Origin of the sequence: Lysinibacillus sp. VIII_CA (assembly GCF_049943995.1) — a bacterium.
GTDB classification, from domain to species: Bacteria; Bacillota; Bacilli; order Bacillales_A; family Planococcaceae; genus Lysinibacillus; species Lysinibacillus pinottii.
Genome location: NZ_JBNFXM010000002.1, coordinates 400704 through 414317 on the forward strand (window position 1 = coordinate 400704; position 13614 = coordinate 414317).

At 37.8% G+C, this 13614-nt stretch carries 11 protein-coding genes, 1 riboswitch and 1 other annotated feature; of the genes, 8 read left to right on the forward strand and 3 right to left on the reverse strand.

Annotated features, from left to right (window positions below):
• Positions 1-90 precede the first annotated feature (90 nt).
• On the forward strand, positions 91-1533 hold the full coding sequence (locus ACP3VS_RS05215) for an MDR family MFS transporter (protein WP_031419250.1): 1443 nt from the start codon (positions 91-93) through the stop codon (positions 1531-1533).
• Positions 1534-1629: 96 nt separating this feature from the next.
• Here ACP3VS_RS05215 and ACP3VS_RS05220 read toward each other — a convergent pair whose 3' ends face one another.
• The 3 genes from ACP3VS_RS05220 to hisA form a co-directional block, all read right to left on the reverse strand.
• On the reverse strand, positions 1630-2367 hold the full coding sequence (locus ACP3VS_RS05220; RefSeq protein WP_012295401.1) for a GTP pyrophosphokinase: 738 nt from the start codon (positions 2365-2367) through the stop codon (positions 1630-1632).
• A 266-nt stretch (positions 2368-2633) separates the two neighbouring features.
• Complete coding sequence (locus ACP3VS_RS05225) at positions 2634-2921, reverse strand: hypothetical protein (RefSeq protein ID WP_012295400.1); 288 nt, start codon at positions 2919-2921, stop codon at positions 2634-2636.
• Positions 2905-3684 (reverse strand): phosphoribosylformimino-5-aminoimidazole carboxamide ribotide isomerase, encoded by a 780-nt coding sequence (hisA, locus tag ACP3VS_RS05230; RefSeq protein ID WP_012295399.1) that lies wholly within the window; start codon positions 3682-3684, stop codon positions 2905-2907. The genes ACP3VS_RS05225 and hisA overlap by 17 nt, the downstream gene beginning before the upstream one ends.
• 189 nt (positions 3685-3873) lie before the next feature.
• Between hisA and recD2 the strand changes: the two genes are divergently transcribed.
• The 7 genes from recD2 (at position 3874) to ACP3VS_RS05265 (ending at position 13486) form a co-directional block, all read left to right on the forward strand.
• Positions 3874-6306, forward strand: coding sequence for an SF1B family DNA helicase RecD2 (recD2, locus tag ACP3VS_RS05235; protein WP_031419245.1), 2433 nt, complete (start codon positions 3874-3876; stop codon positions 6304-6306).
• A 122-nt stretch (positions 6307-6428) separates the two neighbouring features.
• The gene (gene hpaB / locus ACP3VS_RS05240; protein ID WP_197225081.1) at positions 6429-7862 is read left to right on the forward strand and encodes a 4-hydroxyphenylacetate 3-monooxygenase, oxygenase component; all 1434 of its coding nucleotides are present in this window, start codon (positions 6429-6431) and stop codon (positions 7860-7862) included.
• A gap of 57 nt (positions 7863-7919) precedes the next feature.
• Positions 7920-8084, forward strand: a riboswitch (M-box (ykoK) riboswitch).
• Positions 8085-8328: 244 nt separating this feature from the next.
• Entirely contained in the window at positions 8329-9294 is a 966-nt protein-coding gene (gene corA, locus ACP3VS_RS05245; protein WP_012295396.1) for a magnesium/cobalt transporter CorA, read from the forward strand.
• 68 nt (positions 9295-9362) lie between these two features.
• Positions 9363-9578: a binding site (T-box leader), on the forward strand.
• Positions 9579-9724: 146 nt separating this feature from the next.
• Positions 9725-12385 (forward strand): alanine--tRNA ligase, encoded by a 2661-nt coding sequence (gene alaS, locus ACP3VS_RS05250; RefSeq protein ID WP_031419244.1) that lies wholly within the window; start codon positions 9725-9727, stop codon positions 12383-12385.
• Positions 12386-12473: 88 nt separating this feature from the next.
• Positions 12474-12740: an IreB family regulatory phosphoprotein gene (locus ACP3VS_RS05255; protein ID WP_004226839.1), complete on the forward strand. Its 267-nt coding sequence runs from the start codon at positions 12474-12476 to the stop codon at positions 12738-12740.
• 2 nt (positions 12741-12742) lie between these two features.
• Complete coding sequence (gene ruvX / locus ACP3VS_RS05260; RefSeq protein WP_031419242.1) at positions 12743-13159, forward strand: Holliday junction resolvase RuvX; 417 nt, start codon at positions 12743-12745, stop codon at positions 13157-13159.
• A gap of 18 nt (positions 13160-13177) precedes the next feature.
• Positions 13178-13486 carry a DUF1292 domain-containing protein gene (locus ACP3VS_RS05265; RefSeq protein ID WP_012295391.1) on the forward strand — a complete coding sequence of 103 codons (309 nt, stop codon included), beginning with the start codon at positions 13178-13180 and terminating at the stop codon, positions 13484-13486.
• The last annotated feature ends 128 nt before the right edge of the window (positions 13487-13614 follow it).

The following is a 13614-nucleotide window of genomic DNA, read 5'->3' on the forward strand; positions in this document are numbered from 1 at the left end:
CAATATTTTTTGTAAAATGTATCCCATCCTCTTTTATTTTAAGGTTAAATTTGTTAGTGTATGTCATGCAGGAAAGGAATGGATGACACGATGAATAAAGTATTTATAGCACTATTACTTGTAACAGCGCTTGCGGCAATTGAAGGGACGATTGTTAGTACAGCTATTCCAAGTATAACGGCAGATTTATTAGGCGTAGACTTAATAAGCTGGATTTATTCCGCTTACTTATTAGCATCTGCTATCGCTGCGATTATTTTTGGTAAGCTAGCTGATTTATTTGGGCGCAAACGGATGATTATTACGGGAATCATTATATTTTTAATGGGTTCCATGTTATGTGGGTTAGCACAATCAATGGAACAATTAATTGTCTTTCGTGCAATCCAAGGGATAGGTGCAGGCTCAATTTTACCAATTACATTAACAATGGTTGGTGAGCTATTTACGACTGAAAAGGCACGTGCTAAAGGACAAAGCTATTTAAGCATGGTATGGGGCGTATCAGGCGTGGTTGGTCCACTATTTGGAGGTTTTATTGTTGACCAAGTATCATGGCACTTTATATTTTTCATTAATGTACCATTTGGGTTAGCTTCTATTTATCTGATTGTTAAACACTATAAAGAACAGCTAGAGGCAGTGAAGCGGAAAATTGATTATTTAGGTGCTGGCCTATTTACGATCGGAATGGTTTCGTTATTATATGTAATTATCGAAAATAGTAAAACACAAGCGTGGTTATCGAATCAATCGCTCATCATGTATGCTGTTGCAGCTATATTTTTAGGCGTGTTTGTATGGGTGGAGCTACGTGCAGAGGAGCCGATTATTCCGTTAACATTGTTTAAAAATGGTCGCCTTATGGTGATTAATTCACTAACGTTAAGTACTATGTCGATCGTTATTGGTGTGACAGTCTATATTCCGATATATGCGCAAAGTGTTCTTGGTAAAAATGCCACACAAGCTGGTCTTCTTCTAACACCCATGTCTATTTTTTGGACGATGAATTCTATTGCAGCAGGCTATTTAATCGGACGTTTAACAAATAAACGAATTATCCAAATGGGGACGATTTTATTAGTTATAGGAACCATTATGCTTGCTAGATTATCTTCAGGCTCTAGTGATATAAGTGTATATCTTGGCTCTTCATTAATCGGGCTTGGTATGGGCTTTATCATGCCGATGTTAATGATTTCTATTCAAAAGGTCGCTCATCCTAAGCAACTGGGTATTTCAATTGGCCTCAATTCCTTCACCAATACATTTAGTCAAGCGGTTGGTGCAGCCCTATTTGGGATGATCTTTAACCTTGCGACAAATGAGAAAATGGCCTCATTAGGTAAAGGGGAAATTCAGCTAAATGGTGAATTTGCAAAAGGTGGCTTTAGTTTAGAAGAAATAAGCTTTTTAAAGGGAACCATTGCTAATGGTGTAAGCTATGTATATATAACAACCTTAGTTTTTGCCATTTGTGCTCTTATTTTATCTTTCTTTATTGTGACGAAATTAAAAGACAAGGCTTAAAAATGAACGAAAATCCACTTCACTTTCAGGCAGACACGTTTGTAGTCTATGCTAGAAGATAGGTGGATTTTTTTGTTCAATAAAATCTGAATGTGTTTAATTATTATTAATATTATTAAGGTTGGGAAGTTGCGCAAAATATTTAGCTAGCTGCGATATAGGCGTACTATCTAATAAAGTGGGCTCGGCCTCATTTTCCTTTAATATATTGATCTCCTTATTTAACCGCTCCATTTTTCGATCTAGCTCTGCAGCTTGTAGTGCGGCTTCTTTTAATTCAATACGAATATGCTCTGGTACTTCTTTATTATATTTATAATAAATTTTATGTTCCAAACTGGCCCAGAAGTCCATCGCAATGGTCCTGATTTGTATTTCTGTATATACCTTCTCCATATGGTCTGACATGAAAATAGGTATTTTTATAATAAGGTGTAAGCTTTGATAGCCATTGTCTTTAGGACTAGCAATATAATCCTTCACCTCTACAACCTCAATGTCGTGCTGTGCCTGCAACATGGCACTGACTTTATAAATATCTTCGACAAATGAACAAGTAATACGAGCACCTGCAATATCACGAATGTTTTCGCGTACGTCTTCCATCGTTGGAGGAAGTTCCTTTTTTAACATCTTTGTTAAAATACTTTTCGGTGATTTTACTCGTGTGGAGATATGTTCGATGGGATTATATTCATGAATAAGCTTAAATTCTTCTTGCAAAATATTAATTTTCGTTTCCACTTCCTGTAAAGCAAATTTATAGGCTAAAAAGAAGCGTGTTAACTCAGTTTGAAATGATTTTAAAGAGCTTACTTCGAGTTCGGTTTTCATATTTTAATAATCCTTTCCTCTATGATGTGTCCACTTTTTTATGTTCTACTTCTTATTCTATGTAGAATTGTCATTCATCTCAATAAAATAGCAGCCAATTATTGGTGAGGTTTAAATGTTAGATAGTTTTTCATATGGATAAAACATTTCTACCTCATATATAACTTACATAAGAGGTAAAAGGTTTCAAAAAGGCTAAATGAATTGATAAAGGTGAAGGAAAGGTGAGGTGTTACAAACAAAGGGGAGAAAACTCTCCCTTTGTGTTAACTAATAATTTCAGCATTTAAGTTATACCGTTTATTAAACTCATCCACAAATATTTGTAGATCAATATATGTCCCTATATAAGGCTCTGTTTCTTGATCGCGTAGGAGACCACAAGTTGCCTTTAATGATTTTGAAAACTCAAGCAGCATTTGTTCATTATCTAGTTGAACATGGATAGCAAGAGAATGATCCTTTTTATTTACTTTGAAATATTTGCCATCAATGATTCGTTCTAAATTTGTTTCTTGAAATGGAAAAATATAATCTTTATAAATGAGATTCACATGATCCCGCCCTTTTACAATATTTCACTACATCTGTATAGGGTAGCTCTCCTCCAAAAAGAGAAAGGGCACTCCCAATTGTGATATGAAGCTTTCCATTGGCTAATTGGTTAAATTTTTCTAAGTCTTTTATTGAACGAATGCCACCTGCATAAGTGGTTGGAATCGAGGTCCAGGCAGCAAGATCTCGTACTAATCTTTCCTGCATCCCCCCTTTTTTTCCTTCCACATCGACTGCGTGAATTAACAGTTCATCACAATAATTCTCGATAGCTTGAATAGTTTCAGCATTGACTTCGAAGTGACTAAATCTTGTCCATTTATCAGTTACGACATACCACTTACCATCTCGCATTTTGCAGCTGAGATCAATGACAAGATGCTCTTTACCGATTAATTTGTTTAAATGTTGTAAACGTTCTAAATCCAGCCTTCCATCATGGAAGATATAGGAAGTGACAATCACGTGTGAGGCACCAGCATCAATATATTTTTGGGCATTTGCAGCAGTAATGCCACCACCAACTTGTAACCCTTGTGGAAATGCAGCTAAAGCAGCTAGAGCAGCATCTTCATTTCCCTGACCAAGCATGATGACGTGTCCACCTGTTAAGTGATCCTGTGCAAACATTTGTGCATAGTAGCTAGAATCATAACTAGAAATAAAATTCTCAACGACTGTTTGATTGGTATAACCTAAAGTACTTCCAACAATTTGTTTTACTTTGCCTTCATGTAAATCGATGCAGGGTCTAAATTCCAAGAACTTCACGATCCTTCCGTGCCATTAATTCTTATTTATCATAGCATGGAAATATGGATAAAAGCAGAGAATTATCATTTGTCGAAATAATGTAAAAATAATGAATGGGAAATATTTTTATCAACGATATTTTGAGATGTCTATGGTAAAATAAAAAGATTGAAAACAATTAGAAAGGGCGGACCGAACATGACAGATCATCTCGATTTATTTGAACTCAATAAATTTTTTATTCTCGGACGTCCGATCGTCTCTATTTTTCATAACACCCAAAATATGTATTCCATTATTCGAGTGAAAATTCAAGAGACAAACTTACAATATGAAGATAAAGAAATTATTGTTGTTGGCTATTTTCCACCGTTACAAATGGATGAGCAATACCGCTTTACAGGTATATTAAAACAGCATCCTAAATATGGTGCACAATTTCAAATCGAGACATTTACAAAAGAGGTACCCGCTACTGAACAAGGAATTATTCATTATTTATCCAGTGACCTATTTGTGGGAATTGGGAGAAAAACAGCTGAAACCATTGTTGAAAAACTGGGTGCTAATGCATTACGCCTTATTTTAGAAGATCCGAGTGCACTGGATGCTGTTCCACGTTTATCATCTGAAAAAAAAGAAGTGATTCATCGGACGATTGAGCAAAACCTTGGTTTAGAACGGGTAATGATACAGTTGAATGAATGGGGCTTTGGTCCACAGCTGGGAATGAAGATCTATCAAACCTATCGAACGGAGGCTGTTGAATTACTAACAGAAAATCCATATCGCTTGATAGAAGATGTGGAAGGTGTTGGGTTCTTTCGAGCAGATGAGCTGGGTGCAAAGCTAGGGATTACCGGTAAACATCCTGATCGTGTCAAAGCAGCGATTTTACATATTTTAAATACGGCTGCATTATCTGACGGGCATGTATATTTAGACGCGGAGCATGTACTACCACTTGTAAAGGAAATGCTTGAACAAAGTCAACGTCAGGAAATTCCGTTTGAAGACATCTCAAAAGCATGTATTGAGCTACGGGAAGATGGAAAAGTTTGCGGAGAAGAAACAAGGTTATATTTGCCTTCACTTTATTTTTCTGAGGTAGGAATTGCCTCCAAAATATTGACGCTTGTTGAACGAAATAGCAAGACTGAACATTTTAGCAAAGATGAGATTCGTAAAGCGATTGGTGAAACTGAGGAACTACTCCAGGTGACATATGCTGAAACACAAGCAAATGCTATTGAACAGGCTTTAAATTCAGCTGTAATGATTTTAACAGGTGGACCTGGTACGGGTAAAACGACTGTTGTACGTGGGGTTGTTGAAGTGTATGCGAAGCTTCATGGTTTATCATTGAATCCAAAAGAATATGCTCAAAAAGAGGAGCCTTTTCCCATTATCCTTTGTGCACCCACTGGGCGAGCTGCCAAGCGCTTAGCTGAATCGACTGAACTACCAGCTATGACCATTCATCGTTTACTTGGCTTTACAGGTCAAGAAAAAGAAGAAGAGACTGAACGGGAGGTAACAGGTAAGCTTATTATTGTAGATGAAATGTCCATGGTGGATACTTGGCTTGCTCATCAGTTATTAAAAGCTTTACATGAGGATGTACAGGTTGTCTTTGTAGGGGACCAGGACCAATTACCGCCTGTAGGACCAGGACAGGTATTAAAGGATTTATTAGCATCCAAGCAACTCCCAACGGTGGAATTGACAGATGTTTACCGACAAGCAGAGGGTTCTACCATTATTGAATTAGCCCATCAAATCAAAAAAGGAACCATTCCGCAAGATTTAACATCGAAAACTACTGATCGCTCGTTTATTAAATCTTCCGTCGATCAGATTGGAAATGTTGTGACACAGGTAGTAAAAAGTGCCGTTGCTAAAGGGCAAGAAATTCGTAATATTCAGGTGTTAGCACCGATGTATAAAGGTCCCGCTGGCATTGATAATTTAAATAAGATGATTCAAGAGCTTATTAATCCTAATGATACAGGGACACGAAAGGAACTTGTCTTTGGGGACGTAACGTATCGGATAAAGGATAAAGTTCTGCAGCTAGTCAATCAGCCTGAAAGTAATGTTTTTAATGGGGATATGGGAGAGGTCATTAGTATTATTAAGGCAAAGGAGACAGTAGAAAAACAAGATTTACTAATTGTATCCTTTGATGGCATTGAAGTGACCTATCAACGCAGTGACCTCAATCAATTGACACTTGCTTATTGCTGCTCCATTCATAAATCTCAAGGTTCAGAGTTTCAAACCGTCATTATGCCTGTTGTCAAAGGGTATTCGAAAATGCTGCGGCGGAATCTTTTATACACAGGTATTACAAGAGCGAAAAACTTTTTAATTTTATGTGGGGAACCAGACGTTCTAGCAGATGGCTTGCAGCGGACAGATGATTTACAGCGTTTTACTTCGTTGCGTGCTCGATTAAATCCAATGGATGTCGACGAAGTAATGGTTGAGGTTGAGGCAGTTCCAGTAAAACAAGAGGCTGTGCAAGAAATAGCTATCGAGGACCATAAATTAACAGTTGAAACAGCTCCTTATATTCATCCAATGATTGGGATGGATGATGTCTCCCCCTATGATTTTTTGGAGATGTAAAGATTGTACCCGATTAGATTCTCGCTAATCGGGTTTTTCTACTGTGCTGTCGTCACCTAATATTTGGACATTTCATATACTACATAAGTACAAAAACATAGGAAATGTTTAGGAGTGACAACATGCCAATAATGACAGGACAGCAGTATATTGAACGTATCGATGCTTTAAACACGTATATTTCAATTGATGGGGAAGTGGTGACGGGCAAGGTGTCAGAACATCCTGCATTTAAGGGAATCATGCAAAGTCAGGCAAAGCTTTTTGATTTACAGCATCAAGAATCATACCTTGAAAAAATGACATATGAATCGCCAACTAGCAAACAGAGAGTCGGCATGTCTTTCCTTCAAGTATTGAGTCCCGAGGATCTCGTAAAAAGACGTATGGCCGCAAGAGAATGGGCTTTACAAACAAACGGTTTGATGGGAAGAAGTCCTGACTACATGAATACGACATTGATGGCTTTGGCATCAGCATCGAACTTTTTGAAAGATAAGCCAAATTGTTTTCCAGACCATTTGCAGAAGTTTTATGAATATGCCCGTGAGAATGATATTTCCATGACACATACGTTTATAGAGCCGCAAGTAAACCGTAAACGTTATTACTATGAGGATGAAGAAGTAACAATAGCTGCCAAAATTGTTGCAAAAACGGGCGAAGGCTTAGTCATTAAAGGAGCTAGGTTACTAGCCACTCAGGGAGGAATAACGGATGAACTTCTTGTTCTATCCACAAATGGCTTTGATGAAGGAAAAGGTTTTGGCTTTTCTATACCGAGTAACACAAAGGGCTTAAAGTTTTTATGTCGGCAATCTTTTGTCGGAGGAGATTCTAGGTTTGATCATCCTTTAAGTGCACGTTTTGAAGAAATGGATGCGATTGTTGTTTTTGATGATGTAGTGGTTCCGTGGGAGCGGGTATTTTATTACGAAAATGTTGAAGTAGCCAATCAATTTATGAATGTTAGTGGCTTCCAATCGTATACTTTGCATCATGTGCTATCACGTCAAATTGCTAAAACAGAATTTATCCTAGGGATTGTACAAACGATTGTAGATACCATAAATATTGGGGATTACCAACATGTCCATCAAAAAGTGGTAGATGTCATCGTAGCATTAGAAACGATGAAAGCACTGCAATTAAAATCAGAAATTGAGGCACAAAGGGATTCCTTCGGCTTTATACGACCAGACCTATCGACATTACAGGTTGCTATTCATATTTTCCCGAAAGTATATCCTACCTTTACAGATATCATCCAGCTATTGGGAGCAAGTGGTTTAATGTCCATACCGAGTGAAAAAGCTTTTGCCACAGATGATGGGGATCTTGATCATTATCTGCAATCATTTCAAGACAAAGGGGAAGAACGAGTTAAAAAGTTCCGTTTAGCTTGGGATTTAACGATGAGTAATTTCGGCACAAGGCAAACACTATATGAACGATTTTTCTTTGGAGATCCTGTTCGTCTGTCAAGCCTACTCTATCAATCGTATAAACGCGATCATTTAGTGAAAAGAGTAGAAGACTTTTTGAAAAATGATTGATAGAAAGTTTGACAGTTATGAAACTATCCGTTATTATTTACAGGAACAAAAAAATAAGACTCCCTTCGTTAGGTGAGGCTCCTATGTGGAGATACGCTACTACCCAAAAATGTCGAGAGACGCCAATGGGTCAACAGAAATCATCGAAATAAGGTGTTTTTTAACGTAGCTGGGCAATTTCCTATGCCGCATAGTGCTAAAACTCAACGTTTGAAGGTAACAAATAGGCAAAGTTTTTTTGCTATTTTTTGATATGTGTATTCAACACGCCTTCATTCGTAGAAGGCGTGTTTTTGTTATGAAAGGAAGGTGATGAGAAATGGATAGTAGTCCTGAACCGAGTAAGCATGGGGTAGGTAGTCAGCATTTATGGAGACAGCCGTCGTTTCTTATCGCCGGCACAGACAGAAGGTTTGAAAAGATGACCTTTTGTTACTTTTTATAATAAAACACGAGGTGAAGTATCATGATTAAAATTCACTATTTCAATCACAATAGCAAAACAGTTCAACACGATTTCAATATGAATGATTTACGACTTCCCATTCATAGCGAGGATTTACTATGGGTAGATTTATATGCGTATAGTCATAATGAATTAAATAATATAGCAGATGTATTTGGCTTTCATCCACTAGCAGTGGAAGATTGCTTACATGAAGGCTCACGCCCAAAAATGGATAGTTATGGGGATTATAAATTTTTCGTTTTCCATGCACCTATCTATAATGAAAAAAGTAACAATGAAATTTCAACGGTCGAGTTGAATATTTTTATGGGACCAAATTATATTGTTACAGTCCATAAACAAAAATTACAATGGCTAGGCCAGATAGAAAAAGTTTGTTTAAATAGTCCTAAATATTTGGAAAAAGGCACTGACTTTTTATTGCATACCATCATTGATGGAATAACAGATGAGTATTTCCCTGTATTAGAACGAATTCGAGCACGGATTGATGAGCTAGAACAAGAGGTTTATGATTATCAACCGAAAGTAGTAACAGAGGAATTCCTTTCATTAAAACGAACAATTATTTTAATTCGTCAGGCCATCATGCCACAGCGAAGAATTTTTTCTACCATTAATGGTCAATGGAAATTTGATGTACAAGAGGAAAATATCCCCTTCTATAAGGATTTAAATGATCATCTTGAACGGATTGTCGACTCCACTGAAACGTATAGAGATTTAGTCAACAGCACGCTAGATACGTATTACTCCATTATTAGCGGCAAGTCTATTGAAAAGCTGAACCTGTTAACCGTTATTTCCACAATTATGCTACCGTTAACTGTTATTACTAGCTTCTTTGGCATGAATGTACCTTTACCTTATCAGGATTCACCTATTACAACAATTGCACTCAGTGCCTTTTTAGTGTTATTTACATGGGGAATGTGGGCATACTTCAGAAAAATGATTGCCTAGTTATAATTAGTCATACGAGTGCTAATTGACAGGTGAATATATTTTTCTTATAATTTTCGTTAGAAAAAGTAAACACGATGATGGAAAAAGTACGTAATTGCACGTGTAGTAGAAAGGGATTTCTAGGCTGGAAAAATCCTCACAGTGCAAATGCCGAAAGCTACTCCGGAGTGCAGTTAATCCCTGCCGTTCACTGACGTTACAAGTGCTAAAGAGGTAAGTAAGAGCTTTTACTTACAACTAGGGTGGTACCGCGAGACAGCTGATAAGTCCTCGTCCCTTTTTGGGATGAGGGCTTTTTTATTTTCATTTAGTAAAAGAAACCCATTTATAGTGGTTGATGCCAAATGTTGCTGGCAGGGAATAGATGGGTCGTCAAGGTTTGATTCATATCGTGATTTTACAATATAAACTAGGAGGAATTTATCCAATGAAAGCAGTAGATATTCGTCAAATGTATTTGGAATTTTTTAAAGAAAAGGGGCATCACCATGAACCTTCTGCACCTCTAGTGCCAATCAATGATCCATCCCTACTTTGGATTAATTCAGGTGTTGCTACACTTAAACCGTATTTTGACGGTCGTGTTATTCCTGACAACCCTCGAATTACAAATGCACAAAAATCAATTCGTACCAACGATATTGAAAACGTAGGGAAAACAGCGCGTCACCATACTTTTTTTGAAATGTTAGGGAACTTCTCTATTGGTGATTACTTTAAAAAAGAAGCTATTCACTATGCTTGGGAATTTTTAACGGATAAAAAGTGGATGGGCTTTGATCCTGAATTACTATCAATCACAATCCATCCTGAAGATCAGGAAGCATATGATGTTTGGCATCAAGAAATTGGTATTCCTGAAGAACGTTTAATTCGTTTAGAAGGGAACTTTTGGGATATTGGTGAAGGTCCATCTGGTCCAAACTCAGAGATTTTCTATGACCGGGGCGTAGAATACGGCTCAGACGAAAATGACCCAGAAATGTACCCAGGTGGGGAAAATGAGCGTTATTTAGAAATTTGGAACCTAGTGTTCTCTCAATTCAACCATAATCCTGATGGGACGTATACACCGCTACCAAAGCAAAATATTGATACTGGTATGGGGCTGGAGCGTATTGTCTCAGTTGTTCAAAATGTACCAACAAATTTTGATACGGATTTATTTATGCCTATCATTGAAAAAATTGAGGAATTTGCCAACCGTAAATACAAACGACCAAGTGAAGTGGATTTAAATGAAATTTTTGGCTCAGAAGAAGATATTAATACGCCATTTAAAGTTATTGCAGACCACATTCGTACTGTAGCGTTTGCTATTGGTGACGGCGCACTTCCTTCAAACGAAGGGCGTGGCTATGTATTACGTCGCTTACTTCGTCGTGCTGTACGTTATGCAAAACAAATTGGCATTGAGAAACCATTTATGTTTGAACTGGTCCCAACAGTGGGTAAAATTATGGAAGACTTCTATCCAGAGGTAACGGAAAAATGTGAATTTATCCAACGCGTGATTAAGAATGAAGAAATTCGTTTCCATGAAACATTAGATGGTGGTCTTGCAATCTTTAATGAAGTGGCAGAATCACAAAAAGCCGCTGGTCATGATTTTATCCCAGGAGCAGATGCTTTCCGTTTATATGATACTTACGGTTTCCCAATCGAGTTAACGGAAGAATATGCAGAAGAAGTAGGAATGAAAGTCGATCATGAAGGCTTCGAAACAGCAATGGAGGAACAACGTGAACGTGCGCGTGCGGCTCGTCAAGATGTTGACTCTATGCAAGTACAAAATGAAGTATTAGCAAACTTAACAGTTGCCAGCGAATTTGTTGGCTTTGATACATTAGTAGCCAATACTGAAATTGCTGCAATGATTGTGAATGGTCAAGTAGAAAAAGTAGCATCTGAAGGCCAAGAAGCTTTAGTTATTTTAGCTAAAACACCATTCTATGCTGAAATGGGTGGTCAAATTGCCGATAGCGGTATCATTTCTAATGATAGCTTCACTGCTGTGGTAAAGGATGTTCAAAAAGCACCAAATGGTCAACCGCTCCACACAGTAATTGTTGAATCTGGTGAAATGCATGTGGAAGATGCTGTCCAAGCAATCGTTCATCGTGATGATCGCAATCTAATTATTAAAAACCATACAGCGACACATATTATGCAGCGTGCGTTAAAAGATGTATTAGGTGATCATGTCAACCAAGCAGGATCATATGTAGGTCCTGATCGTTTACGCTTTGACTTCTCTCACTTTGGTCAAGTGACTAAAGAGGAATTACAGCAAATTGAACGTATTGTAAATGAAAAAGTGTGGGATGATATAGAGGTCGTTATTGAAGAAATGGCCATCGATCAAGCGAAAGCAAAGGGTGCTATGGCATTATTCGGCGAAAAATATGGCGACGTTGTCCGTGTTGTTTCAATCGGAGACTATTCCATCGAGCTATGTGGTGGTATCCATGTAAAACGCTCTTCTGAAATAGGTTTCTTTAAAATTGTTTCAGAAGGCGGAATTGGTGCGGGTACTCGTCGTATTGAAGCTGTTACAGGTAAAGTGGCTTATGAAGTCGTAAAAGAAGAAGAAGCACTTTTAAATGATGCAGCAGCATTGTTAAAAGCAAATCCTAAAGATATCGTAACAAAAGTACAAGCATTACAGGGTGACTACAAAGAATTACAACGTGACAATGAAGCATTATCTCAAAAAATTGCCAATGCTCAAGCTGGGGCAATTGTAGATGCAGCACAAACAATTGGAGATGTCACAGTTCTTTCTACAAAAGTAGAAGCAAAAGACAATAACCAACTGCGTCAGATGATGGATGATTTAAAGGCAAAAATGCCAAAGGCTGTCATCGTCCTAGGAGCCGTGGATGGTGATAAAGTGATGCTATGTGCAGGGGTATCAAAAGAATTAGTTGGTGGCAATTACCATGCTGGAAATATCGTGAAAATGGTGGCAGAAGCTTGTGGTGGTAAAGGTGGCGGTCGCCCAGATATGGCAATGGCAGGAGCAAAGGATGCTTCAAAACTTGATGAAGCACTACTTTCTGTGTATGATTATGTTAAATCCATTTAATTAATTCACCAAAACATGTTATAATAAAGAGAAATTGGAGATGAGCTTGTTCGCACATCTCCTTATTTCTGAAAGCGAGGTGCTGGTCATGAGTTCATTTGATCAAACGATGAAATTTAATTTTCCAGAAGAATCAATGGAACAGGAAGTCAAGCAGGTAATGTTGAAAGTTCATTCTTCGTTAGAGGAAAAGGGATATAACCCTATCAATCAGATTGTTGGTTACTTACTTTCTGGTGATCCGGCGTATATTCCTCGCCATCAGGATGCTCGTAATTTAATTCGCAAGCTTGAGCGTGACGAAATTCTAGAAGAGCTTGTTAAATTTTATATCAAAAAGAATAACGAGGACTAGAAATGAGAATTATGGGATTAGACGTTGGGTCGAAAACCGTTGGAGTGGCTGTCAGTGATGCACTCGGTTGGACTGCCCAAGGTATTGAAACCGTAAAAATTGATGAGGCTAACGGCGAGTTCGGCATTGACCGTATCGCTGAGCTAGTAAAGGAATATGCAATAACACAATTTGTTGTAGGATTTCCGAAAAACATGAATAATACGGTTGGACCGCGTGGAGAGGCTTCTGAAAACTATAAAAAGTTATTGGAAGAAACGTTCTCACTACCGGTTACATTATGGGATGAACGTTTAACAACGATGGCAGCAGAACGTATGCTAATCGAAGCAGATGTGAGTCGCAAAAAGCGCAAGCAAGTCATTGATAAAATGGCGGCTGTGATGATTTTACAAGGCTATTTGGATAGCAAAAATTAATTGATGAGGTGACTATACATGGCAAACGAGCATAACCATGAAGAAGAATTACACGTTCAACACATTACAGTGATTGATGAAAACGGAAATGAACAGCTTTGTGAAGTGATTCACGTACATGAATCTCCAGAGTTTGGAAAATCATACGTATTTTACTCAATGGTAGGCGCAGAAGAAGATGAAGATGGCTCAGTTGAAATTTTCGTTTCTTCATTCGTACCATCTGATAACGGTGAAGATGGGGAACTAACACCTATCGAAACTGAAGCAGAATGGGATATGGTAGAAGACGTATTAAACGCTTTAGAAGATGAATACGAAGACTAATCTTCTTTCTTAAAGCTTGGAACAAGGATCGCAGCTTGCAGTCCTTGTTCCTTTTTTATTGAAAGTATTTATAGAGGCAACAAATTTCTAGAAAAATGATTATACAGTGGTTAAAGGAACTTTTTGGT

Bases quoted from the DNA above. Each gene is read 5' to 3' on its own strand.
- ACP3VS_RS05215 (WP_031419250.1), top strand. From the start codon at position 91: ATGAATAAAGTATTTATAGCACTATTACTTGTAACAGCGCTTGCGGCA.
- ACP3VS_RS05220 (WP_012295401.1), bottom strand. From the start codon at position 2,367: ATGAAAACCGAACTCGAAGTAAGCTCTTTAAAATCATTTCAAACTGAG.
- recD2 (WP_031419245.1), top strand. From the start codon at position 3,874: ATGACAGATCATCTCGATTTATTTGAACTCAATAAATTTTTTATTCTC.
- hpaB (WP_197225081.1), top strand. From the start codon at position 6,429: ATGCCAATAATGACAGGACAGCAGTATATTGAACGTATCGATGCTTTA.
- corA (WP_012295396.1), top strand. From the start codon at position 8,329: ATGATTAAAATTCACTATTTCAATCACAATAGCAAAACAGTTCAACAC.
- alaS (WP_031419244.1), top strand. From the start codon at position 9,725: ATGAAAGCAGTAGATATTCGTCAAATGTATTTGGAATTTTTTAAAGAA.
- ACP3VS_RS05255 (WP_004226839.1), top strand. From the start codon at position 12,474: ATGAGTTCATTTGATCAAACGATGAAATTTAATTTTCCAGAAGAATCA.
- ruvX (WP_031419242.1), top strand. From the start codon at position 12,743: ATGAGAATTATGGGATTAGACGTTGGGTCGAAAACCGTTGGAGTGGCT.
- ACP3VS_RS05265 (WP_012295391.1), top strand. From the start codon at position 13,178: ATGGCAAACGAGCATAACCATGAAGAAGAATTACACGTTCAACACATT.